The sequence below is a fragment of the Maribacter polysaccharolyticus genome, assembly GCF_028882255.1.
GTDB lineage: Bacteria > Bacteroidota > Bacteroidia > Flavobacteriales > Flavobacteriaceae > Maribacter_A > Maribacter_A polysaccharolyticus.
Genome location: NZ_JARBUY010000008.1, coordinates 48491 through 71920, shown reverse-complemented (window position 1 = coordinate 71920; position 23430 = coordinate 48491). Strand labels below are relative to the sequence as shown.

Genomic DNA, 23430 nt, shown 5'->3' with positions numbered 1-23430 from the left:
GGATTTTTTTTATTTGGTGCTTTTTGGTCCTTTATTGAACTACCTCCCCTTTCCAGGCCATAATACCCCCTTGGAGGTTATAAGCCGTTTCAAAACCGAGCTCATTCATGATGTTGCATGCCTGGCCACTCCTGGCCCCTGACCTGCAATAGACATAATAATTTTTGGATTTGTCCAATTTCTCCACTTCCTCAACAAACTTTTGCCCTAGATAAATGTCGATATTAGTGGCATCCGGGATAAAACCCTGTTGAAACTCCGTCGGGGTCCTTACATCCAAAACAATTGCATTGTTATCGGCATTCAACCGTTCTACCCATTCTTCTTGAGATAAATCTGCCATTTTGTATAATTTTTTAAAGCGTAAAATTAATGCATTTCAATAAAATAAAGTGCGAATTAAACCTGTAGTCGGGACCTAAGCCAAAGAATTCAGGAATTTAACAGAATTTTAAACCCAATACCCCAGGGGGAAGTAAAAAAATACCATACATTTGTATATACAATTGTTGTGAATACATGAATGTAGAAGAACGCATAAAAACAGAAGGCAATATTCCTTTGGAAAAAAGGACGATCATTCATCTTATATTGGTTTCGAATATCATTAACGAGAAAATAGCCCTTGTCTTAAAACCGTTTGATATTTCAATACAACAATTCAATGTGTTGCGGATCCTAAGGGGGCAAAAGGGGAAACCGGCCAACCTCAGCACATTGAATGAAAGAATGGTGACCAAAATGAGCAATACGACCAGGTTGGTCGACAAATTGATCCGTAAGGAATATGTTGAAAGACATATTTGTCCTTCCAACAGAAGAAAGATAGAGATAACCATTACCGCAAAAGGCCAAGAACAACTGAATATCATGGATACCCTGGTTTCAGAGACCGAAAAAAGGCTGTTACACCGATTTTCGGTTGTTGAATTGGAACAACTGAATACCTTATTGAATAACTTCGATCTTAAATAAAAACAACCCAAAAATCAAAAACAAATGAAAAAGAATTTTTTTGCATTGACCTTGGCCGTAGTATTCGGCTTTACAGCAACAGCAACAGAACCCGTGAAAAAAGAAACAAAAGAAGTCAAGACCAGTGAAAGCTCGGTGACTTGGAAAGCATACAAGGTCACGGGTTCCCATCATGGCAACGTTACCCTAGAAAGCGGTAAACTGGTATTCGAAGAAGGAAAGCTCTCAGGAGGGGAATTCATTGTGGACATGACAAGCCTTATATGTACCGATCTTGAAGGTGGATCCAAAGGTAAATTGGAGGGCCATTTAAAGTCTGACGATTTCTTTGGCGTTGCCACCCACCCGACCTCCTCTTTGGTTTTTACCAAAGTAGAGGCCACAGGCAAGAACTCCTATGAAGTTACCGGGGATTTAACGATCAAAGACATTACCAAATCGGTTACTTTCGATGTATCCGTATATGGTAGTAAAGCGACAGCCACCATGAAAGTGGATAGGGCGGAATATGATATACGTTATGGATCCGGTAGTTTTTTCGACAATCTAGGGGACAAAACCATTTATGATGAATTCGATCTTGTGGTTGATTTGGTATTTTGATCCGATACGGGAACACGATCTTGAAAAGTAGGGATCGTTGAAACCGTTATTTTTTACAAAAAACGTATTTGTTGTTTAAAAAATCATTTCTATATTTGATGCAATGAAAATTAACGGAGCAAATACATGGTGGTGGAACAACTTACGAAAAACGTCGTGAGCTGAGCATCATTGTAGTAAAACTATATAAAAGGCTTGTCTATCACGACAGGCCTTTTTTAATTCCATATTTTGAACATGCAGTACAAATTTAAATCGCACCACAAGAAAATCCTGGCAGATACCATTACCCCGGTAAGCGTCTATTTAAAGATACGGGACAGGTTCCCGAACAGTATACTCTTGGAAAGTAGTGACTATCATGCCAATGACAATAGCTTTTCCTATATCTGCTGCAACCCCATCGCATCGATAAAAATTGAGAACGAAACCATTCTGGAACGATTTCCCGATGGGCACAGCGCAACCCGCAAAATAGGACCGGATACCGATGTGGTACAGACCATAAATGAATTTAGTCAAAAATTCGAAGCCGATGGAAATTCGTACAAGTTCATAAACAACGGACTGTTCGGGTATATGTCCTATGATGCCGTGCGCTATTTTGAAGACATTGAAATCGGGAAGAAAGACAAGGCGATGGATATTCCCGACATTTATTATGCCGTTTACCAAAATATCATCGCCATTAACCATTTCAAGAACGAGGCTTATATTTTTGCCCATTGCTATGAAAAAGACATCAATATTGCTGAGATTGAACGCATCTTGAATGTTAAGAATTTTGCCACCTACAATTTCAATAAAGAGGGAGCCCCAACCTCGAACCTCAAGGACGAAGAATTCAAAGAGCATGTAGCCCTGGCCAAAAAACATTGCCAAAGGGGCGATGTTTTCCAATTGGTGCTTTCCAGAAGGTTTTCCCAAGGGTTCAAAGGGGATGAATTCAATGTGTATAGGGCCCTACGCTCTGTAAACCCTTCCCCTTACCTCTTCTATTTTGATTATGGGGATTTTAAAATATTCGGAAGTTCCCCTGAAGCCCAATTGATCGTTAGCGACGGCAAGGCGGAAATCCACCCTATAGCAGGTACCTTTAAAAGAACGGGTAATGATGAGAAAGATGCTGAATTGGCCAAAAAGTTGACACAGGACCATAAGGAAAACAGCGAGCATGTCATGTTGGTCGATCTGGCCCGTAACGATTTAAGTAGAAATGGGAACATGGTCACCGTGGACAATTATAGGGAAGTACAATTCTTTTCCCATGTGATTCATCTTGTGTCCAAAGTAACGGGGCAAAAGAAAAAGGACATCAGTACCATGAAAGTCGTAGCCGATACGTTCCCTGCCGGTACGTTGAGTGGTGCACCCAAGCATATGGCCATGCAGCTCATAGAAAAATACGAAAAGACAAATAGGGCCTATTATGGGGGTGCCATCGGATTTATGGATTTCAAGGGAAACTTTAACCATGCCATTATGATCCGGACCTTTTTGAGCAAAAACCACCAACTGCATTATCAAGCAGGTGCTGGTTTGGTAGCAGCCTCAAACCCTGAAAACGAATTACAGGAAACCTATAATAAATTGGGAGCATTGACCAAGGCTTTGGAAATTGCGGAAACCATCTAAAATTTCCAGAACAAGATAATTATGAAAAAAATATTGGTAATAGACAATTACGACAGTTTCACTTATAATCTAGTCCATTATCTGGAAGATCTGGATTGCGATGTCACCGTTAAACGAAACGACCAACTCACTTTGGAAGAGGTTGGTGCTTTTGAAAGAATCGTCCTATCACCCGGTCCGGGCATCCCGGATGAAGCTGGACTGCTAAAGCAAATCATATCGGAGTACGCCCCGACCAAAAGTATCTTTGGTGTATGTTTGGGACAACAGGCCATTGCCGAGGTGTTCGGGGGCACCTTGATCAATCTTGATGAGGTTTATCACGGTATCGCAACCAAAATAACAGTGACCAAAGACGATATCCTCTTCGAGGGTTTGCCTAAGGAAATAGAAGTTGGGCGCTATCATTCCTGGGTGGTGGATCCCAACCTGCCAGAGGTTTTGGAAACGACTTCGATTGATGAAAACGGCCAGATCATGTCGCTCCGCCATAAGGAGTATGACGTACGGGCTGTACAATTCCATCCCGAGTCCGTGTTGACCCCACAAGGTAAAACCATGCTAAAGAACTGGTTACGCGATAAAGCATAGAATAAACACTGAAACAAATTCAGCATTTATGAAAGATATTTTAAACAGATTGATCAATCACGACTTCCTTACAAAGGAAGATGCCAAGCAAGTTTTGGTGAACATCGCCAAAGGGGAATACAATACAAGTCAGATCGCCGCTTTTTTAACCGTGTATATGATGCGCAGCATTACGATCGAAGAGTTGGAAGGTTTCCGCGATGCCTTATTGGATCTATGTTTGGCCGTTGACCTATCGGACTATAACCCCATTGACTTATGTGGAACGGGTGGTGATGGCAAGGACACCTTCAATATTTCTACCTTGGCCTCATTTGTCACCGCCGGTGCGGGGGTAAAAGTGACCAAACATGGTAACTATGGGGTTTCCTCAAAATGTGGCAGTAGTAATGTCATGGAATTTTTAGGCATTACGTTCAGCAATGAAGCTGATTTTCTTAAAAAGTCGATTGAGGAGGCCGGAATATGTGTATTGCACGCCCCCCTTTTTCATCCCGCCATGAAAAATGTGGCCCCCATTCGAAGGGAATTGGCCGTAAAAACCTTTTTCAATATGTTAGGGCCCATGGTAAATCCCGCATTCCCCAAAAACCAGATGGTAGGGGTTTTCAATTTGGAATTGGCCCGTATGTATGGGTACCTATACCAAAAAACCGATAAAAACTTTACCGTTTTACATGCATTGGATGGCTATGATGAAATATCATTGACAGGGGCCACCAAAACCATATCGAACAAATCGGAAGGCATGTTGCACCCTGGGGATTTTGGAATAAAACGTGTGGAACAATCCCAAATTGTCGGTGGTGAGACTGTCGAAGAATCGGCAAGGATATTTATGGACATCCTTAACGGCAAGGGAACCGAGGCACAAAACAATGTGGTTTGCGCCAATGCCAGTATCGCCATCGCTACGGTTAATGGAGTTTCCCCAAAAGAAGGGTTTGAAAACGCCAAAGAAGCCTTACTTTCCGGAAAAGGCTTAAAAGCATTGAATAAATTACAGGCACTAAGTGTATAATCGCTCATTACATGAATATCCTAGATAAAATAGTCAGAGACAAAAGGGTCGAGGTAGAACTTCGAAAAGGATTGATTCCCACATCCCAATTAGAGGCCTCCGTACTTTTTGGGCGGGAAAGTAATTCTTTGGCGCAAGCACTTCGGAATAGCCCCACAGGAATTATTGCGGAGCATAAGCGCCGGTCGCCCTCCAAATCGGTCATCAATCATACCCTTAATGTACAGGATGTAGCAAAAGGCTATGAACATGCAGGTGTTTGTGGCATGTCCGTTTTAACCGATGGCAAATATTTCGGAGGATCGCTTGACGATCTTTTAGCAGCAAGGGCATCGGTAAAAATGCCATTACTCCGAAAAGAATTCATCATTGATGAATATCAAATCATAGAAGCCAAAGCCTATGGGGCCGATGTTATTCTTTTGATTGCCGCCATTTTATCCCCATCCGAAATAAAGTTGTTTTCCGAATTGGCCAAAAGCTTGCATTTGGATGTTTTATTGGAAGTACACAATGAGGAGGAATTGCACAAATCGATCATGCCCAGTCTGGATATGTTGGGGGTCAACAATCGCAACCTTAAGACTTTTGAAGTCAGTTTGGAGACCAGTAAAAACCTTTCAAAGATCATCCCGGACGATTTCGTGAAAGTATCGGAAAGCGGTATCAGTAGCATTGAAGCCATAAAGGAATTAAGGCCTTTTGGGTATCAGGGTTTTCTTATCGGTGAAAATTTCATGAAAACCGAAGATCCCGGGGTAAGTGCGACGGCATTCATCAACGCTTTGAACTGAAAACAAGAGACCCATGAGCCAATACCATAAACTTGCCAAAGATCCGAAAAAGGAACCGATAAAGGTCAAGGTCTGTGGTATGAACAAAAATGCCGCTGAGGTCGCGACCTTAAATCCCGATTACCTTGGGTTTATTTTCTGGGAGCCGTCCAAAAGGCATTTCGATGAAAAGCCCATCATTTTACCACATCGTATCAAAAAGGTAGGCGTTTTTGTCGATGCATATATCGAAGAGATCGTAGAGAAGGTAAACACCCATAAATTAGTGGCAGTACAGCTTCACGGCAAGGAATCCCCGGATTATTGCCGTACGCTAAAGAGCGAATTGAAAGGTGTCGATATCATTAAGGTATTTTCATTAAAGGATGAATTCGATTTCAAGGAACTTGAGCCTTACGAATCGGTTTGTGATTATTACCTTTTCGATACCAAGGGAAAACTGCCCGGTGGCAATGGATACAAGTTCGACTGGAAGATTTTAAAGGATTTTCCATCCAAAAAACCCTATTTCTTAAGTGGGGGTATTGGGCCTATGGACTTGGATTCGATCAAGGAATTCATGAAGCTGCCAAATTCAAACCTTTGCCATGCCATTGATGTGAACAGCCAATTTGAAATTGAGCCAGGATTGAAGGATCTTGGCGCATTAAAAGATTTTATAAAAGAACTAAGATGAGTTACAACGCAGACGAAAAAGGCTATTATGGAGAATTCGGAGGGGCATTCATACCGGAAATGCTATACCCGAATACCGAGGAATTACGCCAAAACTATATCCAGATCATGGAAGAACCTTCGTTCAAAAAGGAATTCGACCATTTATTGAAGGATTATGTTGGCCGGCCGACCCCATTATACTTCGCAGAAAGGTTATCGAAAAAATACAACACGAAGATCTACTTAAAAAGGGAAGACCTTTGCCATACCGGTGCCCATAAGGTAAATAATACCATAGGGCAGATACTCATGGCCAAAAAACTAGGTAAGAACAGGATCATTGCCGAGACAGGTGCCGGTCAACACGGTGTTGCCACGGCTACGGTCTGTGCGCTGATGGGAATAGAATGTGTGGTCTATATGGGAGAGATAGATATTGCACGACAAGCACCGAACGTAGCACGAATGAAAATGTTGGGTGCCGAAGTACGCCCTGCACTTTCCGGTAGTAGAACCTTAAAGGATGCCACCAATGAGGCCATCCGCGATTGGATCAATAACCCCGTAGACACCCATTATATTATAGGTTCGGTGGTTGGGCCACACCCTTACCCCGATATGGTCGCCCGGTTTCAATCGGTGATTTCCCAAGAAATAAAATCCCAATTAAAAGAAAAAGAGGGTGTTGAAAACCCTGATTATGTCATTGCCTGTGTCGGTGGGGGCAGTAATGCCGCCGGTGCTTTTTACCATTATCTGGATACAGAGGATGTCGGAATTATCGCGGTTGAGGCTGCCGGAAAAGGAATTGATTCCGGGGAAAGTGCAGCAACCTCCGCATTGGGGAAAGTTGGGATCATTCATGGAAGCAAGACCCTGTTGATGCAGACGCCGGACGGACAAATAACCGAACCGTATTCCATATCGGCCGGACTCGATTATCCCGGTGTTGGCCCCATGCATGCCCATTTATTCCGGTCTGGCCGCGGGGAATTCATATCAATAACCGATGCCGATGCCATGAAAGCCGGCTTGTTATTATCCAAGTTGGAAGGCATCATTCCCGCCATCGAAAGCTCACACGCCTTTGCGGTTTTGGAAGAAAAGACATTCAAACCAAATGATATCGTCGTTATAAATCTTTCGGGTCGTGGCGACAAGGATCTCGACACATACATTGATTATTTCAAGCTATAATCCATTTCCGATGAACAGAATACACCAAAAACTCAAGGAGGATAAAAAAATCCTTTCCATTTATTTTACCGCCGGTTATCCAGAACTCAACGACACGGTGAACATCATACAGGACCTCGAAAAGAACGGGGTGGATCTCATCGAGATCGGATTACCTTTTTCAGACCCGTTGGCAGACGGCCCCACCATTCAAGAAAGTTCAACGGCCGCTTTGAAAAACGGGATGAACACCGAATTACTTTTTGAACAATTGAAGGATATCCGAAAATCGGTCTCCATCCCCTTGATCATTATGGGCTATTTTAATCCGGTGTTTCAATATGGCGTCGAGGCCTTTTGCAAACGATGTAAGGAAATTGGTATTGACGGACTCATTTTACCCGATTTACCCTTGGATGTATATCTACAAGATTACGAAGCGACGTTTAAAAAATACGGGCTGATCAATATATTTTTGATCACCCCCCAAACCAGTGATGAGCGCATCAGAAAAATTGACGATGCCTCGAACGGATTCATTTACATGGTCAGTTCGGCCAGTACCACTGGGGCCACGTCCGGTTTTGGATCGGAACAACAAGCTTATTTTGAACGCATTGCGGCCCTTGACCTCAACAATCCCCAAATTGTCGGATTTGGGATCAATAATGCGGAGACCTTTAACCAAGCCACCCGTACCACTTCCGGGGCAATCATTGGCTCTGCATTCATTAAGCATTTGAACCAATTTGGAATCGAGGGAATTCCCGATTTTATCAAAACCATCCGTTAAGCCATGGAATTCATCAACAAGTGGAAACTGGTCATCTTACTTTGTTTGACATTGGGGTTGGCCCCATTTTTTCCAGAACCCCATATTTGGGGTAAAATACGGTGGATAGCCGGTGGAGCGATCGGTATGGGGCCAATGGATTGGTTCGATGTCATTTTCCACGGCTTTCCCTTTTTACTCCTTCTCCGACTTATTATTTTAAAGGTAATAGGCTTGTTGAAAAATTAGAAATGCCTACTTTTAAAACTTATTCCCAAAAAAGAAAATGAAAAAAATCATAGCCCTATTCCTTGTATGTATCTCAGCGCATACTTTTGCTCAAGATGATGATGTCCTTAACGCCTATGTAAGCCACACAATCAATGAATTAAGGGAGTTCGTAGCCATACCCAATGATGCTTTGGAACACGCCGATATCAATCGGAACCTTACTTGGCTCACCAAAAAATTCAACGAAAGGGGCTTTAATTCCTCCCTATTGCCGACCAAAGGGGAATCGCTGTTCTTTGCGGCATTGCCCGTGGAAGACCAAAAACCTACCGTACTTTTTTATATGCATCTCGACGGGCAGTCCGTGGATCCCTCAAAATGGGATCAACCGAATCCGTACCAAGTCGTTTTGAAATCAAAAGAAGGCGACCAATGGAAAACCCAACCTTTTGACAGTCTTACTAAAAACATGAATGCCGACTGGCGGCTTTTTGGTCGTTCAACCTCGGATGACAAAGGCCCCATAGTCATGTTTTTAAACGCCATTGATCTATTGAAAAAGAACAACGTCGTGTTGCCATTCAATGTTAAGGTGATTTTGGATAGCGAAGAGGAAAAAGGCAGCAAACCCTTACCGGATGCCGTAAAGGAATACAGGGATTTACTAAAGGCCGATTTTCTGGTCATCAATGACGGACCGGTACATGGCTCAGGAAAACCCACAGTGGTATATGGCTGTAGAGGTATTACCAGCCTTTCGTTAACCACTTACGGCCCAATAAAGCCACAACATAGTGGACATTACGGGAATTATGCCCCCAATCCGGGTTTTCAGTTGTCACAGGTATTGGCCAGCATGAAAGACCCCAATGGCAAAGTCTTGATCAAAGGATATTATGATGGTATCACATTGGACGACCCAACCATGGAAATCTTAAAAAAAGTGCCGGAAGATGCAGAAAACATCAATGCAAATCTCGCCATTAAAACCCCGGAACAGGTGGGCAGTTTTTATCAGGAATCCTTACAATACCCTTCCCTGAACATCCGCGGTCTAGCCTCGGGGTGGGTCGGAGAGAAAGCACGTACCATTATCCCGGAAAGTGCCACGGCGGAAATAGATATACGGTTAGTTCCGGAAACCGATGGAAACAGATTAAAAACCCTTGTCAAAAAACATATTGCAAACCAAGGGTTCTATGTCATGGAGGGTGTTCCTACCAAAGAGGAGCGCATGGCCCATGACAAGATCATCACCATTACCGAAGGCAGTGTAACAAATGCTTTTAGAACCGATTTGGACAATGCATATGGCCATTTCTTGGTAAAGGTATTGAACGATTCTTTCGGTGAGGATGTGGTCCAGATCCGGATTATGGGGGGTACCGTACCCATTGCCCCTTTTATCAACGAATTGAAAATACCGGCTTTCATCGTACCTTTGGTAAATGCCGACAACAATCAGCATAGTCCGAATGAAAACCTCAAAATCGCTCAAATCGCTTATGGCATCAAAGCATTTTATGGCATTTTGAGTACCCCTTTGAATTAATACGTAGTCTTGTTGCCATTACTGTAATGCACAGTGGTCATTAACATTCCTTAACAGAGGTTTACAACGCCTTTAACGGAGATTTCGACTTGCGAATCCTATATTAAGGTTGAACATAAAAACCGAAAAAATGGGAATAATCAAAGACAAAAAGAAATTCAAAAGAAAAGTACAACAATCAAATCCTACCAATCCAACCGGTAATACCGGTATCGATACCAATACGTTCGATATAGACAAGACCACTATAAAAAAGCAACAAAACAAGAAATAGTCTTTACTACCCAATAGGGTTTAAAAACCCTACCGGTAATAAAAGTGATTTAAGCTATATGGACCTACAAGATCAAACAACCTTGTAGGTCCTTTTTTTACCATTACATTAAGCCGAGTTTCGACTCGCATTGATATTTCCGTAAAGGGATCTGGTTACTATCTTCTCATAGATTTCCTTATAATCCGTTTCCTGACCTATTTTTTGGAGGGCATATTGTTGGATCACCAGAAGTGGCAGTACGATATTCTCCCTGATTTGTATCGATTCCCGTGAAATACCTTCATTTTCCATTAAAACATTGGATCCTGAAATCAACAATAGCATTTCTTTCGATAGGAGGTATTCATTATAAAGGATATTCCAAAATTCGCCGTATTTCGCATCTTCCTTCATATAACTCGTCAATTCAAAATAGCATTTGGTGAGCGACATCATACTATTATGCATCAAGGCCTTAAAAAAGGGAACTTCCTTGTACATTTTCTTCAATTCCCTGAGGCGCCCCGAGTCACGGATGGTTTTTATAGCCGTACCGATACCAAAGTAACCAGGTACATTCTGTTTCAATTGACTCCATGAACCGACGAATGAAATAGCCCTTAGGTCGCTTAATGTCAATTGTTTTTTATTCCCACGTTTCCCAGGCCTACTGCCGATGTTCGCCTTTTGGTAATATTTGAGCGTACTCCTGTTTTCGAGATAGGGAATGAACATTTCATGGTTTTTCAACGCATCGTACTTGGCAAAACTCAATTCGGACAATTCCTCCAATAATTTTCGATGCTCCTTGGAAATCACATTTTCCTTTCCGAATAGGTTATTGGACAATCCGGCGGTCAACAATTGTTCACAATTATGCTGAAATTGTTCCTTCGTCCCATAGGTACTCGTAATGGTCTGCCCTTGAATGGTGAGCTGAATCTCGTTATTGGCGATATCTTTGGTCTGGGCAGCATAAAAACGATGTGTTCTACCTCCACCACGTGCCGGTGGGCCTCCCCTACCATCGAAAAACATGGCTTTTATATCGTTCTTTTTACACACCTTCGACAATTGTTCTTTGGTTTTAAGGATAGACCAGTTGGCCTTAACATACCCTCCGTCTTTGGTACCATCGGAAAATCCGAGCATCATGGTCTGTCTTTTCCGCCGCTGCTCAAGGTGTTTTTGATATTCAGGCAGATCAAAAAGGGTCTGCATGATACCTTCTGCCCCGGACATTCCCTTCATGGTTTCGAATAGGGGAATGATATCAAAGGTAATGGCATCCTTTTCCCAACCGGCCCATCGGAATAGACCGAATACAAACAACACGGAGAATATATCCTCAGAATTACTGATGATATACCTATTGCAACCGTCTTCCCCATTTTTGGCTTGTATGTCTTTCAACTGTTGAATATTCAACAAAGTGTCCTTGACAATATCCTCATAGGTATCGGGATCGGCCGTTATTTCTTCCCTCAATAACAAATCAATCAGTTCCGACTCTGAAACCTCGGACAAACTTTCCTTTAAATACCCGTTTTCCTTTAAAATGGTTTCAACGGCCAAGACATGTTTGCTATGATCCTGCCGTATATCAAGTGAGGCAAAATGGGTCTTGAAAATCTTTACCTTATCAATAAAATGATCCAATTTACTTAAGAAGAGACCATGATACTCATTGACCAATAAGTCGCGCATTTCCATCAAGGGATCGATGATCTCTTCGTAAGCGATCGGCCTTTTTGAATCGAACATTGCCGAATACACCTTATTGCGCAAAGCCTTTAAAGGGTCCTGTATTTTGGCGAAGGTTAGTTTTTTCTGAAGGGATTTAAGGTCGTTATAATAGCATTTTAAAAGGTTCAACCTTAATTCATCGGCAACATTCTTGGTGATTTCAGCGGTCACAAAAGGGTTTCCGTCCCGGTCACCGCCCGGCCAGAACCCAAGTTTCATGATGTTATGGTTCTCAAAATCATCGTTATCAATATTCTCTTTTATATAGGCATACAGATCACCCATCGCATCATAGTAAACATGCCGTAGTATATAAATGATATTCTTGGCCTCATCCAAAGGTGTGGGCTTTTGACTGTTCATTAATGAGGTAAGTCCCAATTGTTGTAGGGTAACATCGATGTCATCGATCTTATTATCCACGATAAGCGACCGCAGATCGTTCATAATATCGAGAACGGCCGAAGTATAAAATTGGGTTGGGTGCGCGGTAAGAACGATCCGGGCACTGAAGTTCGATAGTTTTTCGGCCACCTTATCCCAACTTTTCGTCTTGTTCACCAGTTGAAAATAATCCTTGATGGAAAGGGAATCGCTATGCTCTTGCAGCTTTGGAAAAGCCGCATCCTCTACACTATCGTATAAAACAACTTGGCGTTCTACATATTGTATAATGCGGAACATAAAATCGATCTGCTCCTTTTCATTCTCAATATTCACATAATTCGCAAAAAATGATTCCAGGATTTCTTGTGGATTAAGGCCCGCTTTCAAGCCTTTAACGGATTGATGGTGCAAAAGGGGCACGACCATACCGACATTCTCGATATTCCGATAAGGTAAATTAAGGAACAGGCTGTTATACACATTGAACTTGTTCTGAACCGATTTTTTAAACTCCTCTAATCTTTCTATTTGATGCATAGTTTCTCGTAAAAGTATCCTATTAACCAAGGGATACGGATGTACCCCCATTGACGTAACAAATACCGGCATTTTACACCGGTCGATTTTGCTTGTTTTTTATACCAACAAAATACGGCACTAACCCCACAAAACCAACATAAAGGTCAATTTAATATCCGTTTTGTTATGGATTTCACTAAAAAAACGGCCGGTATTGCAACACCCTATAATCCAACGTATTGAAGCTTGGGTTTTTGGCCTTTAGCACCTTATACGCTGTCAGGCTGCCTACTGCCCTATTGGCAGCTCCTGAGGGTGCGGTCAATGAAACGGTCCTGATGTTTCTTTGGGTACCTTTGGCGTTCGGAAGATTGAATTGGTGGATCCTAGGCACTTGATCATCGACCACTTCCAATTCAACATGAAATTCTTTTAGGTGTTGCCGAAAAAAATACTCGGGACCGTTTTTACTATTACCTCCCGTGAACAACAAAGTGTCAACCTTTTCGTAAACTCCCAGATAACCCAAAAGGTTCCTTAGCTTAACATGTTGCATTCCCGAATCCGAAGCATCTATTTTGCTCCGCCTGGCACTTTGCACAATATCGCAAATTCCGATTTTACGTTCAAGCAGAAATCGCTTTCGCTCTTCGATGGCCTCCGATGTGGTTTCAAACTTCAGGTCCAATTCGAATATCTTATCCAGTATGTGCCATAATTGGCCGTCCTTACTTCCATAACAGAAGTCGACATCACCCTCCTTTAACCGTCCCATGGTAAATCGTGGGGGCGGCAAGGTGCCAACGATCAATTTTGTAGCCTCTTTGAACAGAAAGGGCTCATAGGGGTGGTCGTGAAAAAACATAATGTGATTTTTGGTATTGACAAGAGCGGATTTATCAGCATCAAAGATACCACTTTCATCCCTTGGAAATCACCATTGACTAGCAATGCTAAAATCCGTACTTTTAATAACATCGAAAAAAACAAGATATGGGAAAAGGGGACAAAAAGTCGCGAAGGGGCAAAATAGCCAATAATTCTTATGGTGCAAGAAGGCCTAGAAAAATAAAAAAAAGGGTTACCGTGGAAGAAAAAATAGATATCAAGAAAAAGAAATAATGCCTAATCGATAACGAAATCCAAGGTGACATCACCGTTTTCATCCAAACCGACTTCATAGGTGTAATAGCCTAAAGGCAATGGGCTCTCCCCAACAAAGTCGATGGGTTGCAATACATAGGTTTCCTCACCAACCAAAATATGGATATAGGCATAGACATATGCCGTTTCATAAGCCAAGTATTCGGAATATGAATCGGAAGCAAGATTCGTATGAACCATCTCTTCGTCCCCTACCTGAATGGCGTCATACGGTAGGGTACTTACATTCTTTACCCTTATCCACACCCCATCCAACACATCATCGCGATCGGTACAACCGATAAGGAATACAAACACACTGATTGTTAAAATAAGGAACCGTTTCATATTCTTGGCTTTAGCTTCGTAAGAATACAACGGCGTAATCGCAAAAATATTCTACCGGATAAAAACGGGCTCGTTTTCTTTTAACGTATGTTCCTCACTGTAGCGGTAACCATCGCGGTTAAAAGCACGCACATCTTCCAAAGTTTTTACGTCTTCGTCCACAATATACCTGACCATTGCCCCCCTTGCCTTCTTTGCGAAAAAACTGATGATCTTCAATTTATCGTTTTTCCAATCCTTAAAAACCGGGGTAATCACGGGCACTTTCAATTTCTTTTCATCAATAGCCCCAAAATATTCCTTACTGGCCAAATTTATGAACAGTTCATTTTCTTCCAACTCGGTATTCAAATGATCCGTCAATTCTTTTTTCCAAAATTCGTAAAGATTTTTTTTGCGCCCTATTTTCAAGGAGGTTCCCATTTCCAGACGGTATGGCTGAATAAGGTCCAACGGTTTCAAAATTCCGTATAGACCGGATAAGATGCGCAATGAATCCTGAAGTTTATCCAATTTTTCTTGGGGAATGGTATAGGCATCCAACCCTTGGTAAACATCACCACTGAACGCATATATGGCAGGTCTGGCATTTGAAGGATCGAAAGGGATGGAAAAGTTTTGGTTACGCTCCCAATTCAACTCGGCCAGATTATTTGAAATCCCCATCAACTTTGATAATGCAATGGGCTTCTTTTTCACAAGAACCTTGTTCAAGGTTTGGGCCTTCTCCAAAAACAACGGTTGGGAAAACCTATCTGTAGGTAAATCACGTTCAAAATCCAAGGATTTTGCCGGTGAGACAACAATCTTCATACGTTTCAATTTTGACCCTAAAAATACTAAGGATTATGGTATTGGTCCACCCCTTTAAGGTAGTAGTTTTCAATACCGATATAAAGGGAATTTATCATGGCTTACTATGCTTGGCATAATCTTGCCATTTTAGGATACATTGCGCCATATCTTCCGGGAGTTCCGTATCAAAACGCATATACTCCCCGGTTACGGGATGCACAAACCCCAATGTTTTTGCGTGTAATGCCTGTCGGGGCAAGATCTTAAAGGCATTATCTACAAATTGTTTGTATTTGGTAAACGTAGTTCCCTTCAATATTTTATCCCCCCCGTAACGTTCATCATTGAAAAGGGTATGCCCAATGAATTTCATATGCACGCGTATTTGATGCGTACGCCCCGTTTCCAATTTACAGGACAACAGGGTTACATACCCCAACCGCTCCAACACCTTATAATGGGTCACGGCTTCCTTGCCTTCGTCCCCAAGTGGAAACACCTGCATTTGCAATCTATTTTTCGGATTCCTGGCTATATGTCCTTCAATAGTACCTTCATCCTCCTCGACATTACCCCAAACCAAGGCTATATATTCACGTTCAGAGGTTTTATCAAAAAACTGCTTGGCCAAATGTGTCATTGCCGCCTCCGTCTTTGCAACCACCAAGAGTCCGGAGGTATCCTTATCGATACGATGTACCAAACCTGGTCGCTCATCCTCATTTGTGGGCAAATCCTTCGTATGGAACAATAGGGCATTGATCAAGGTACCCGAGTAATTCCCGTGTCCGGGATGCACCACCATCCCTGCCGGTTTATTGACCACCATTAGGGACTCGTCCTCATAGACGATATCCAATGGAATATCTTCCGGAGTCAGCAATAATTCATGGGGCGGATGCTCGAATAAGACTTTCACCTCATCCCCGGCCTTTACCTTATAATTCTGCTTTACAATAGTCCCGTTCACCCAAATATGGCCATCCCTTGCGGCCTGTTGAATTTTGTTACGGGTGGCATTTTCGATGAAATTCATCAAAAATTTATCGACACGCAGGGGTTCTTGCCCCTTTGAGGCAAGGAATTTGTGGTGCTCATAGAGCTCCTCGTCGTTAGGTTCTTGTTGATATGGACCCATAAGTTATTCAGAATCGGCTTTAATTTGGGCACGTTCGGTAATACTGCCGTTACCACATATCAATTCTATTTTGGAAGTCTTGGGAAGTTTATCCCCTGGTTTGATATACTTGCCTTTATATTTTATTTGATACACCATATCTTTCCCAAGCTCATCGATATAGGTTACCCGTTCCACATCCAAACCAACCGCCTTAAGCATTGACGAGGCATTACGCTGGGTTACCTGAATGATATTCGGTACGGTAACTTTTTTGTATCCCGATGGATTTACCGTTAAATAAATCTTCCGGTCTTCCTTTACCTTGGTTCCCGCTTTTGGATCTTGTTCGATTATCGAAAACCGGGGATAGTTGGGGTTGTATTTGGCCGAATCCAAAACCTCATAGCGGAGCCCGGCCTTTTCTACCGCTGACCTCATATCCATTACGGACATCTTTGCGAAATCGGGGACCTCAATAAACTCCCCATGACGGGTAGAACTGTTCAACCATCGCAGCGTAACGATGACCAATACCACTGCAACCACAAAGGCCAAAACCAATTGTATCAAAAACGTACGACTGCGTAAAAAGTTAAAAAAATGTCTCATCAAATTTTATTAATCCCACAAATATAGGAAATGAGGTAAAACTATATGCGACCACAACCCCAAATGTTAGTTAAAGGACAAGGCTATTTTCAAAACGCCAAAAAAAACACCGTTTGGTTCAAAAGAAACCCACCGCTTTTTCTTTACTTTGAACCTTAAAATCACTCCTGGATCAATTGAGATACTATGAAGACAAAAGTGGCCATTATCATGGGCGGTTATTCAAGTGAATATAAAATCTCACTGAATAGCGGCAATGTGGTACATTCCTATCTGGACAAAACCGAATTCGACAGTTACCGTATACATATTTTCAAGGACAAATGGGTCTATGTGGATGGAAATGAAACCGAATTTACTATCAACAAGGACGACTTTTCCGTTGTCGTCAATGGGCAGACCATTACATTTGACTGTGTTTTCAATGCCATTCATGGTACACCGGGTGAAGATGGATTGATGCAGGCCTATTTTGAACTGCTCGGCATACCCCAGACTTCATGTGACTACTATCAAGCGGCACTGACATTCAGCAAGCGCGACCTTTTAAGTGTATTAAAACCCTACGGAATCAAATCGGCCCCTTCCTATTACCTCAATATGGGCGACCCTATCGATTTGGATGCCATAATCGAAAAAGTGGGTTTACCATGTTTTGTAAAAGCCAACAAGGCGGGAAGCAGTTTCGGTATATCCAAAGTGTATAAAAAGGAGGCTTTACGAACTGCGATCGAAACGGCCTATCAAGAAGACGATGAGATTATCATCGAAGCCTTTTTAGAGGGTACCGAAGTCTCTGTAGGTGTCATAAAATATAAAGGTGAAACCATGGTTCTACCGATTACCGAAATCGTTACCGAAAACGATTTTTTCGATTATGAAGCCAAATACGAAGGAAAGTCACAGGAAATTACCCCCGCGAGAATAAGTGCGGAACAAGAAAGGAAAGTCAGCGAAATGGCAAAACACGCCTATGAGGTTTTAAAGATGAAAGGGTTCTCCCGCAGTGAGTTTATCTTTGTTGACAACGAACCCTACATGCTGGAAATGAATACCACCCCTGGATTGACAACGGAAAGCATTCTGCCCCAACAGGCTAAAATAGCGGGAATATCGCTTTCCGAGCTATTCGGGAATGCCATACAGGAAGTATTGCCCAAAAACCCCTAACTTTACCCCATGAGACGCGCTATTTTCCCAGGTTCTTTTGATCCCTTGACCTTAGGACACCACGATATTATTACGAGGGGAATAACCCTTTTCGACGAACTTATCATTGCCGTCGGCATCAATGCGGATAAAAAATACATGTTTTCCCTTGAGCAAAGACTCGAATTCATCACAAATGAATTCAGGAACGAACCGAAAATAAAAGTGCTTACCTATGAAGGGCTAACCGTGGATTTTTGTGAAAAAATGAATGCCGGTTTCATATTACGTGGGTTGCGTAACCCTGCGGATTTTGAATTTGAAAAGGCCATCGCCCACACCAATAGAAAACTTTCCGACATCGAAACGGTCTTTTTATTGACCTCTTCGGGCAAATCTTTCATCAGTTCTTCCATTGTAAGGGATGTTATCAGAAATGGAGGGAATTATTCGATTTTGGTTCCCGAAACGGTAAAGGTCTTATAACACCTTTTGGCCATTTTCAATGGTCCCAAGGTCATCCAACCGCAACAAAACCTACATTATTGTAATCATTTTCGCGCTTTTATGGGACTTGCAAAATGTTTTGATATTGCCTAAATAACCCATCACAACTAGTATTGCCCAATTCACAACAAAGCTTAAGGCAAATTGGATAATACCGATATCTTCGTAAGAAATTACACCGCAATGATAGATGGCAGACGGACTAAACTGAACAATTATTTGATAAAACAACTGCCGACGGCAACTGTTTTTTTGAATAAAAACCTCGAGGTGGCACATGTTTCCGACAAATTCGTGGATGATTTCGAATTGGTGAACGATGTTATTTTAGGGCAAGGGATAGCTGTAATATTCAAAACATTAAGCCCGGAAGGTCTTAACAATCTCAAAGCAAACCTAAAGGGCATAAATAACCCGGCACACCGTGAAAGTTTCATTACGAAAGACAATCAGAAAAAAACATTCGAATGGAACCATGTACCTTGGTATGATGAAAATGAAGATATCATTGGGGTAATTGCCCACACCGAAGATGTCACTTCCAAAGTCAAAAATGAAATAAAAGTTGAAAAACTCGAATCGATCCTGACCGGAAAGTCCGAAATTGCAAAAATAGGTACCTGGGAATACGATATCGAAAAAGACACCTTATACTGGTGCGACACCACGAAGAACATCCATGATTTACCGCTTGATTACGAACCGAATGTAGATGCCGCATTGGAATTCTACAAAAACGGATACAGTAGGAACACCATATCCATGAGACTCAATAACGCCATCCAAAATGGGACTCCATGGAATGATAAACTCCAGATCATAACGGCGAAAGGAGAGGAAAAATGGGTCCTTGCTTCAGGAAAACCCATTTTCCACAATGATAAATTAATCGGAATCATGGGCACATTCCAAGATATTAATGACAATGTCCGATCACAAATAAAGATAAAGGAGAGTGAACAACTTTTAAAAACCTTGATCGATAACCTTCCGGTCAGTGTTTACATCAAAGACGTTGACTCACGAAAAATCCTGGTAAACAAGGCTGAATGTGATTTCGCCGGTGTGGAATATCCCAGCGAAATCCTTGGAAAGACCGATTTCCAACTTTACAATAAAAAAACCGCCCAAGAATTCCGGGACGAAGACCTGGAGGTCATAAGAACCTTAGAACCGATTTTGGGTAAAGAAACCGTTGGTAAGAAAAAAGATGGGTCCTTGATTTCCATGTTGGTCTATAAATTACCCTTACTCAATACGAATAATGAAATTGAGGGCATTATAGGGATGACCCTGGACATTACCGAAACAAGAAAGACCCAACGAAAGCTTGAGGAAAAAGAGCGTAATTTCAAAAGTATATTCAATACCTCATACCAGCTTGCCGGTATTCTTGATGTCAACGGCACCCTCGTCGAAATCAATGACACCGCCTTGGATTTTTCGAATACTACCGCTGATAAGGTTATCGGGAAAAAATTCTGGGAAACGGATTGGTGGCCAAAAACCGAAACGACCAAAAAGAATCTTCTAAAAGATCTAAGATCGGCCTTAAGGGGTAATTTCATTCGAAAGGAAGTTGTCATCCTCGATAAAAACCAAAATAATATACCCGTAGATTTTTCCATAAAACCCATTTATAACAAAAAAAACAAAATTGTTTCCTTATTGGCCGAAGGTCGCATTATCACTGAAATGGTCGTAGCAAGGGAGAAAATAAAAGAAAGTGAAGTAAAATTTAGGACTCTCTACGAAATGTCCCCTGTCAGCAATGTATTATACGATACCGAAACCGGTCAAATCATCGATTACAACCCCTCTTTCAAAAATACGTTCGGTTATGACACCAATAGCCTCCAGAACATGACCTTCTGGGAGCTTTTCGAGAATACCGGTAAAGACATAAAAAATAAATACCTTGGTGAAATATTGGACAAAGGTAGCTTTGGGCCATACGAAGACAAACTGATTCACAAAAAAGGTACGATCCATACCGTAATCATCAATAAATCCCTGATCGTCGACAAATTGGGCAAAAAACTTGTTTGGTCGACTATTCAGGATATTACCGAAGCCGAAAAGCAAGAGCGTCAAATACGTGAAGAACGCCAGTTACTGAAAACGGTTATCGATAATTTACCGTTGAACGTATATATAAAAGACGAACAATCAAGAAAAATCCTCGTCAACAAAGCCGAGTGTGATTATATGAACGTTGATAATGCGGATGAGATCTTGGGTAAAAATGACTTTGAACTTTTCAGCAACGAAATGGCACAAATGTCACGGGAAGAGGATTTACAGGTATTCAACACCTTAAAACCGATCTTGGGGTATGAGAAAAAACATAAAAACCTGGATGGGAAAACAACCACTTTCCTTACCTCCAAAATCCCTTTGATCGGCGAAAATGGAAGTGCCTATGGCTTAGTAGGTATAAGCCTTGACATCACTGACTTAAAACAAAAAGAGGAAGAACTCAGAAGTTTGATCAATGTCACTTCCTTACAAAACAAAAAACTGCTCAATTTTGCCCATATCGTATCCCATAATCTTCGATCCCATAGCGCGAATTTTTCGATGCTATTGAGTTTCTTGGTAGACGAAAAGAATGAGGAAGAAAAGAAAATCCTAACGAAAATGTTGGTCGAAGCATCGGATAATTTACTTGAAACCTTGGACAATCTAAACGATATACTCGCCATAAATTCCAACGTAAATTTAAAAAAGACCTCTCTAAACCTAAACAATATCCTTCACAAGATCAAACAAAACCTTTCTGCCTTCCTTGAAGACAAAAAAGTAACGATAATCAATAATATACCGGATCATGCCAACATCAAATCAATTCCCGCTTATGCCGAAAGCATTATCCTGAATTTAATCACCAATGCGGTTAAATACAAATCCCCGCAACGTGACCCTATCATCACGTTGAACACAACCCAAAAAGAAGGGTACACCGTTTTTAGTGTCCAGGATAACGGACTGGGAATAGACCTGGCTAAATATGGAGATAAATTATTCGGACTTTACAAAACCTTCCATGACATCCCTGAGGCCAAAGGCATGGGGTTATATATGTCGAAAAACCAAATCGAAGCCATGAACGGAAAGATCACGGTAACCAGCCAAGTTGGGGTCGGAACAACTTTTAATATATATTTTAATGAAAAAAATTAATTCCATCTTCATTGTGGATGATGATCCGATCACCGTTTTCGGCATTCGAAAAATGTTGGATACCTCAGTAACGTTCAATTCGATCAGCACCCATGTCAATGGTCAACTCGCTATTGACAGTATAAAGAAGATCATCGATGCAGCAGAAAAGACCCCGGAAGTTATTTTCCTGGATATCAATATGCCCATCATGGATGGTTGGCAATTCTTGGCCGAATTCGTTGAACTCCCTATAAAGGAAACCATTATCATAAACATCGTCACCTCATCCATAGACCCTGTCGACTATGAGAATTGGGAATTTTACAAGAAAAAAACCCATCATCTGATCCGGTTCAACAACAAACCGATAACCAAGGAAAGAATAGTTGAAATAACCCGACCTGTAGCATAAAGAACACGGAAACTCGGTAGTGTGGACTACCTACTCACCGAACAACGATTTTATATTCGTATATGAATTCTCAAGTGCCTTTTTGATTTTCTTTGGTCCCTTCCATTTCACCTTTTGGATCCCCTCGTCTTCCTGACCTACCAATTCACCATTATAGGAGGTCTTCATTGCGAACCAATGCACTTCTTTCAACTTATATTTACCGTTGCGCTTAAAAATGTGATAGGTGGTTTTCAAAAAGTTCTCGATCTTCAATTTTTGAACTCCCGTCTCTTCCATGACTTCCCTAACCGCACATTCCTCAATGGTTTCTCCCTTATCCAATTTACCTTTTGGCAAATCCCATTTATCATTTCTGTAAATAAATAGCACTTTCCCTTCGGAATTGGTCACAACCCCACCGGCAGCGATTTCTTTGGGAATGGTCTTGCAGAATTTTTTGAGGATCTCTTCATGATTGGGATGGTAGATGTAAGCTTGACCCAACTTTTTCTTAGCCAAAGCTTCTATAGCCTCACGGACAGAACCATTATTCAACAAAAAATATTTACTATTGGCAATATCCGACAATTCATTTGTCAAGATCAGGGGCAGTTCTTTAACAAAAACTTTATACATTTGCGAAATGGTTTTAGATAAAAACACGGCAAAAAAGACTGCAGAGCTTCTGTTGCAAATTAATGCAATAAAGTTGAAACCCGAAAATCCTTTTACATGGGCTTCGGGTTGGAAATCCCCGATTTATTGTGATAATAGAATTATCCTATCCTACCCATCCATAAGAAATTTTGTGCGGGAGGAAATGGCAAAACAGGTTGAAGCCCTATATGGCAAACCCGATGTAATCGCAGGGGTAGCTACCGGGGCCATAGGTATAGGGGCCTTGGTGGCCGATTACCTGGGACTCCCTTTTATTTATGTTCGCCCGGAGCCAAAATCCCACGGACGCCAAAATCAGATCGAAGGACTATTGGAAGATGGCCAAAGTGTGGTGATCATAGAAGATTTGATCAGTACCGGCAAAAGCAGCCTGAATGCGGCCAATGCCCTTTCGAACGCTGGAGCGAACATCAAAGGTATGCTAGCCATATTCACCTATGGATTTGACGCTGCGACCATCAATTTTGAAAAAACCGGACTTGAACTCCACACCCTTTCGGACTATGCCCATTTAATAAAACAAGCATCAGAGACCGGCTACATCAAGGAAGATCAACTCAACACCCTTTTGGAATGGCGTAAAGACCCTTCCCAATGGAACAAATAA

Annotated in this window: 26 protein-coding genes; 18 read left to right on the top strand and 8 right to left on the bottom strand. The window is 41.7% G+C overall.

Annotated elements, in window-relative coordinates; all coding sequences use genetic code 11:
- Positions 1–31 precede the first annotated feature (31 nt).
- The gene (locus PHU20_RS19010) at positions 32–343 is read right to left on the bottom strand and encodes a rhodanese-like domain-containing protein (protein ID WP_274826999.1); all 312 of its coding nucleotides are present in this window, start codon (positions 341–343) and stop codon (positions 32–34) included.
- A gap of 176 nt (positions 344–519) precedes the next feature.
- Here PHU20_RS19010 and PHU20_RS19005 point away from each other — a divergent pair, with 176 nt between their 5' ends.
- From PHU20_RS19005 to PHU20_RS18950, 12 genes are all read left to right on the top strand, one after another.
- Positions 520–975 carry a MarR family winged helix-turn-helix transcriptional regulator gene (locus PHU20_RS19005; protein ID WP_274826998.1) on the top strand — a complete coding sequence of 152 codons (456 nt, stop codon included), beginning with the start codon at positions 520–522 and terminating at the stop codon, positions 973–975.
- 24 nt (positions 976–999) lie between these two features.
- Positions 1000–1578: a YceI family protein gene (locus PHU20_RS19000; RefSeq protein WP_274826997.1), complete on the top strand. Its 579-nt coding sequence runs from the start codon at positions 1000–1002 to the stop codon at positions 1576–1578.
- Positions 1579–1815: 237 nt separating this feature from the next.
- Positions 1816–3213 (top strand): anthranilate synthase component I family protein, encoded by a 1398-nt coding sequence (locus PHU20_RS18995; protein ID WP_274826996.1) that lies wholly within the window; start codon positions 1816–1818, stop codon positions 3211–3213.
- 21 nt (positions 3214–3234) lie between these two features.
- Positions 3235–3804, top strand: coding sequence for an anthranilate synthase component II (locus PHU20_RS18990; protein WP_274826995.1), 570 nt, complete (start codon positions 3235–3237; stop codon positions 3802–3804).
- A gap of 28 nt (positions 3805–3832) precedes the next feature.
- Positions 3833–4825, top strand: coding sequence for an anthranilate phosphoribosyltransferase (gene trpD, locus PHU20_RS18985; protein ID WP_274826994.1), 993 nt, complete (start codon positions 3833–3835; stop codon positions 4823–4825).
- A gap of 11 nt (positions 4826–4836) precedes the next feature.
- A complete protein-coding gene (trpC, locus tag PHU20_RS18980) occupies positions 4837–5619 on the top strand; it encodes an indole-3-glycerol phosphate synthase TrpC (RefSeq protein WP_274826993.1) in 783 nt (260 codons plus the stop codon).
- A 13-nt stretch (positions 5620–5632) separates the two neighbouring features.
- The gene (locus tag PHU20_RS18975) at positions 5633–6295 is read left to right on the top strand and encodes a phosphoribosylanthranilate isomerase (protein WP_274826992.1); all 663 of its coding nucleotides are present in this window, start codon (positions 5633–5635) and stop codon (positions 6293–6295) included.
- Complete coding sequence (gene trpB / locus PHU20_RS18970) at positions 6292–7473, top strand: tryptophan synthase subunit beta (protein WP_274826991.1); 1182 nt, start codon at positions 6292–6294, stop codon at positions 7471–7473. The genes PHU20_RS18975 and trpB overlap by 4 nt, the downstream gene beginning before the upstream one ends.
- Before the next feature lie 10 nt (positions 7474–7483).
- Complete coding sequence (trpA, locus tag PHU20_RS18965) at positions 7484–8245, top strand: tryptophan synthase subunit alpha (protein ID WP_274826990.1); 762 nt, start codon at positions 7484–7486, stop codon at positions 8243–8245.
- A gap of 3 nt (positions 8246–8248) precedes the next feature.
- The gene (locus PHU20_RS18960; RefSeq protein ID WP_274826989.1) at positions 8249–8473 is read left to right on the top strand and encodes a hypothetical protein; all 225 of its coding nucleotides are present in this window, start codon (positions 8249–8251) and stop codon (positions 8471–8473) included.
- 37 nt (positions 8474–8510) lie between these two features.
- Positions 8511–10007, top strand: a complete 1497-nt coding sequence (locus tag PHU20_RS18955) for a M20/M25/M40 family metallo-hydrolase (protein WP_274826988.1) — start codon at positions 8511–8513, stop codon at positions 10005–10007.
- Positions 10008–10137: 130 nt separating this feature from the next.
- On the top strand, positions 10138–10281 hold the full coding sequence (locus tag PHU20_RS18950; RefSeq protein ID WP_274826987.1) for a hypothetical protein: 144 nt from the start codon (positions 10138–10140) through the stop codon (positions 10279–10281).
- A gap of 108 nt (positions 10282–10389) precedes the next feature.
- Here the strand turns inward: PHU20_RS18950 and PHU20_RS18945 are convergent, their stop codons facing one another.
- Together PHU20_RS18945 and PHU20_RS18940 are read right to left on the bottom strand one after the other, a co-directional pair.
- Complete coding sequence (locus PHU20_RS18945; protein WP_274826986.1) at positions 10390–12933, bottom strand: phosphoenolpyruvate carboxylase; 2544 nt, start codon at positions 12931–12933, stop codon at positions 10390–10392.
- A gap of 178 nt (positions 12934–13111) precedes the next feature.
- A complete protein-coding gene (locus PHU20_RS18940; RefSeq protein WP_274826985.1) occupies positions 13112–13780 on the bottom strand; it encodes a uracil-DNA glycosylase family protein in 669 nt (222 codons plus the stop codon).
- 128 nt (positions 13781–13908) lie between these two features.
- Here PHU20_RS18940 and PHU20_RS18935 point away from each other — a divergent pair, with 128 nt between their 5' ends.
- Positions 13909–14037, top strand: a complete 129-nt coding sequence (locus PHU20_RS18935; RefSeq protein WP_274826984.1) for a 30S ribosomal protein THX — start codon at positions 13909–13911, stop codon at positions 14035–14037.
- A gap of 3 nt (positions 14038–14040) precedes the next feature.
- Here the strand turns inward: PHU20_RS18935 and PHU20_RS18930 are convergent, their stop codons facing one another.
- The 4 genes from PHU20_RS18930 to PHU20_RS18915 all read right to left on the bottom strand — a co-directional run bounded on the left by PHU20_RS18930 (position 14041) and on the right by PHU20_RS18915 (position 16930).
- Entirely contained in the window at positions 14041–14406 is a 366-nt protein-coding gene (locus PHU20_RS18930) for a hypothetical protein (RefSeq protein ID WP_274826983.1), read from the bottom strand.
- A gap of 51 nt (positions 14407–14457) precedes the next feature.
- Positions 14458–15219 (bottom strand): peroxide stress protein YaaA, encoded by a 762-nt coding sequence (gene yaaA, locus PHU20_RS18925; RefSeq protein ID WP_274826982.1) that lies wholly within the window; start codon positions 15217–15219, stop codon positions 14458–14460.
- A gap of 94 nt (positions 15220–15313) precedes the next feature.
- Complete coding sequence (locus tag PHU20_RS18920; protein ID WP_274826981.1) at positions 15314–16339, bottom strand: RluA family pseudouridine synthase; 1026 nt, start codon at positions 16337–16339, stop codon at positions 15314–15316.
- A 3-nt stretch (positions 16340–16342) separates the two neighbouring features.
- Entirely contained in the window at positions 16343–16930 is a 588-nt protein-coding gene (locus PHU20_RS18915; RefSeq protein ID WP_274826980.1) for a PASTA domain-containing protein, read from the bottom strand.
- A 186-nt stretch (positions 16931–17116) separates the two neighbouring features.
- Between PHU20_RS18915 and PHU20_RS18910 the strand changes: the two genes are divergently transcribed.
- The 4 genes from PHU20_RS18910 (at position 17117) to PHU20_RS18895 (ending at position 22163) form a co-directional block, all read left to right on the top strand.
- The gene (locus PHU20_RS18910) at positions 17117–18100 is read left to right on the top strand and encodes a D-alanine--D-alanine ligase (RefSeq protein WP_274826979.1); all 984 of its coding nucleotides are present in this window, start codon (positions 17117–17119) and stop codon (positions 18098–18100) included.
- Between the two features lie 9 nt (positions 18101–18109).
- Positions 18110–18565 carry a pantetheine-phosphate adenylyltransferase gene (gene coaD, locus PHU20_RS18905; protein WP_274826978.1) on the top strand — a complete coding sequence of 152 codons (456 nt, stop codon included), beginning with the start codon at positions 18110–18112 and terminating at the stop codon, positions 18563–18565.
- Positions 18566–18730: 165 nt separating this feature from the next.
- A complete protein-coding gene (locus PHU20_RS18900) occupies positions 18731–21769 on the top strand; it encodes a PAS domain S-box protein (protein WP_274826977.1) in 3039 nt (1012 codons plus the stop codon).
- On the top strand, positions 21756–22163 hold the full coding sequence (locus PHU20_RS18895; RefSeq protein WP_274826976.1) for a response regulator transcription factor: 408 nt from the start codon (positions 21756–21758) through the stop codon (positions 22161–22163). Before PHU20_RS18900 ends, PHU20_RS18895 begins: the two co-directional genes overlap by 14 nt.
- 30 nt (positions 22164–22193) lie before the next feature.
- On the opposite strand, the gene PHU20_RS18890 is transcribed toward PHU20_RS18895, so the two are convergent.
- Entirely contained in the window at positions 22194–22781 is a 588-nt protein-coding gene (locus PHU20_RS18890; RefSeq protein WP_274826975.1) for an NUDIX hydrolase, read from the bottom strand.
- A 7-nt stretch (positions 22782–22788) separates the two neighbouring features.
- Between PHU20_RS18890 and pyrE the strand changes: the two genes are divergently transcribed.
- The gene (gene pyrE / locus PHU20_RS18885; RefSeq protein WP_274826974.1) at positions 22789–23430 is read left to right on the top strand and encodes an orotate phosphoribosyltransferase; all 642 of its coding nucleotides are present in this window, start codon (positions 22789–22791) and stop codon (positions 23428–23430) included.

Excerpts from the sequence above, each read along its gene's own strand:
- PHU20_RS18990 (WP_274826995.1), top strand. The coding sequence starts at position 3,235 with ATGAAAAAAATATTGGTAATAGACAATTACGACAGTTTCACTTATAAT.
- coaD (WP_274826978.1), top strand. The coding sequence starts at position 18,110 with ATGAGACGCGCTATTTTCCCAGGTTCTTTTGATCCCTTGACCTTAGGA.
- PHU20_RS18920 (WP_274826981.1), bottom strand. The coding sequence starts at position 16,339 with ATGGGTCCATATCAACAAGAACCTAACGACGAGGAGCTCTATGAGCAC.
- PHU20_RS18995 (WP_274826996.1), top strand. The coding sequence starts at position 1,816 with ATGCAGTACAAATTTAAATCGCACCACAAGAAAATCCTGGCAGATACC.
- trpA (WP_274826990.1), top strand. The coding sequence starts at position 7,484 with ATGAACAGAATACACCAAAAACTCAAGGAGGATAAAAAAATCCTTTCC.
- PHU20_RS18975 (WP_274826992.1), top strand. The coding sequence starts at position 5,633 with ATGAGCCAATACCATAAACTTGCCAAAGATCCGAAAAAGGAACCGATA.
- PHU20_RS18930 (WP_274826983.1), bottom strand. The coding sequence starts at position 14,406 with ATGAAACGGTTCCTTATTTTAACAATCAGTGTGTTTGTATTCCTTATC.
- trpC (WP_274826993.1), top strand. The coding sequence starts at position 4,837 with ATGAATATCCTAGATAAAATAGTCAGAGACAAAAGGGTCGAGGTAGAA.
- PHU20_RS18955 (WP_274826988.1), top strand. The coding sequence starts at position 8,511 with ATGAAAAAAATCATAGCCCTATTCCTTGTATGTATCTCAGCGCATACT.
- PHU20_RS18945 (WP_274826986.1), bottom strand. The coding sequence starts at position 12,933 with ATGCATCAAATAGAAAGATTAGAGGAGTTTAAAAAATCGGTTCAGAAC.
- PHU20_RS18940 (WP_274826985.1), bottom strand. The coding sequence starts at position 13,780 with ATGTTTTTTCACGACCACCCCTATGAGCCCTTTCTGTTCAAAGAGGCT.
- PHU20_RS18915 (WP_274826980.1), bottom strand. The coding sequence starts at position 16,930 with ATGAGACATTTTTTTAACTTTTTACGCAGTCGTACGTTTTTGATACAA.
- pyrE (WP_274826974.1), top strand. The coding sequence starts at position 22,789 with ATGGTTTTAGATAAAAACACGGCAAAAAAGACTGCAGAGCTTCTGTTG.
- trpD (WP_274826994.1), top strand. The coding sequence starts at position 3,833 with ATGAAAGATATTTTAAACAGATTGATCAATCACGACTTCCTTACAAAG.
- PHU20_RS19010 (WP_274826999.1), bottom strand. The coding sequence starts at position 343 with ATGGCAGATTTATCTCAAGAAGAATGGGTAGAACGGTTGAATGCCGAT.
- PHU20_RS19005 (WP_274826998.1), top strand. The coding sequence starts at position 520 with ATGAATGTAGAAGAACGCATAAAAACAGAAGGCAATATTCCTTTGGAA.
- trpB (WP_274826991.1), top strand. The coding sequence starts at position 6,292 with ATGAGTTACAACGCAGACGAAAAAGGCTATTATGGAGAATTCGGAGGG.
- PHU20_RS18950 (WP_274826987.1), top strand. The coding sequence starts at position 10,138 with ATGGGAATAATCAAAGACAAAAAGAAATTCAAAAGAAAAGTACAACAA.
- PHU20_RS18910 (WP_274826979.1), top strand. The coding sequence starts at position 17,117 with ATGAAGACAAAAGTGGCCATTATCATGGGCGGTTATTCAAGTGAATAT.
- PHU20_RS19000 (WP_274826997.1), top strand. The coding sequence starts at position 1,000 with ATGAAAAAGAATTTTTTTGCATTGACCTTGGCCGTAGTATTCGGCTTT.
- PHU20_RS18895 (WP_274826976.1), top strand. The coding sequence starts at position 21,756 with ATGAAAAAAATTAATTCCATCTTCATTGTGGATGATGATCCGATCACC.
- yaaA (WP_274826982.1), bottom strand. The coding sequence starts at position 15,219 with ATGAAGATTGTTGTCTCACCGGCAAAATCCTTGGATTTTGAACGTGAT.
- PHU20_RS18890 (WP_274826975.1), bottom strand. The coding sequence starts at position 22,781 with ATGTATAAAGTTTTTGTTAAAGAACTGCCCCTGATCTTGACAAATGAA.
- PHU20_RS18935 (WP_274826984.1), top strand. The coding sequence starts at position 13,909 with ATGGGAAAAGGGGACAAAAAGTCGCGAAGGGGCAAAATAGCCAATAAT.
- PHU20_RS18960 (WP_274826989.1), top strand. The coding sequence starts at position 8,249 with ATGGAATTCATCAACAAGTGGAAACTGGTCATCTTACTTTGTTTGACA.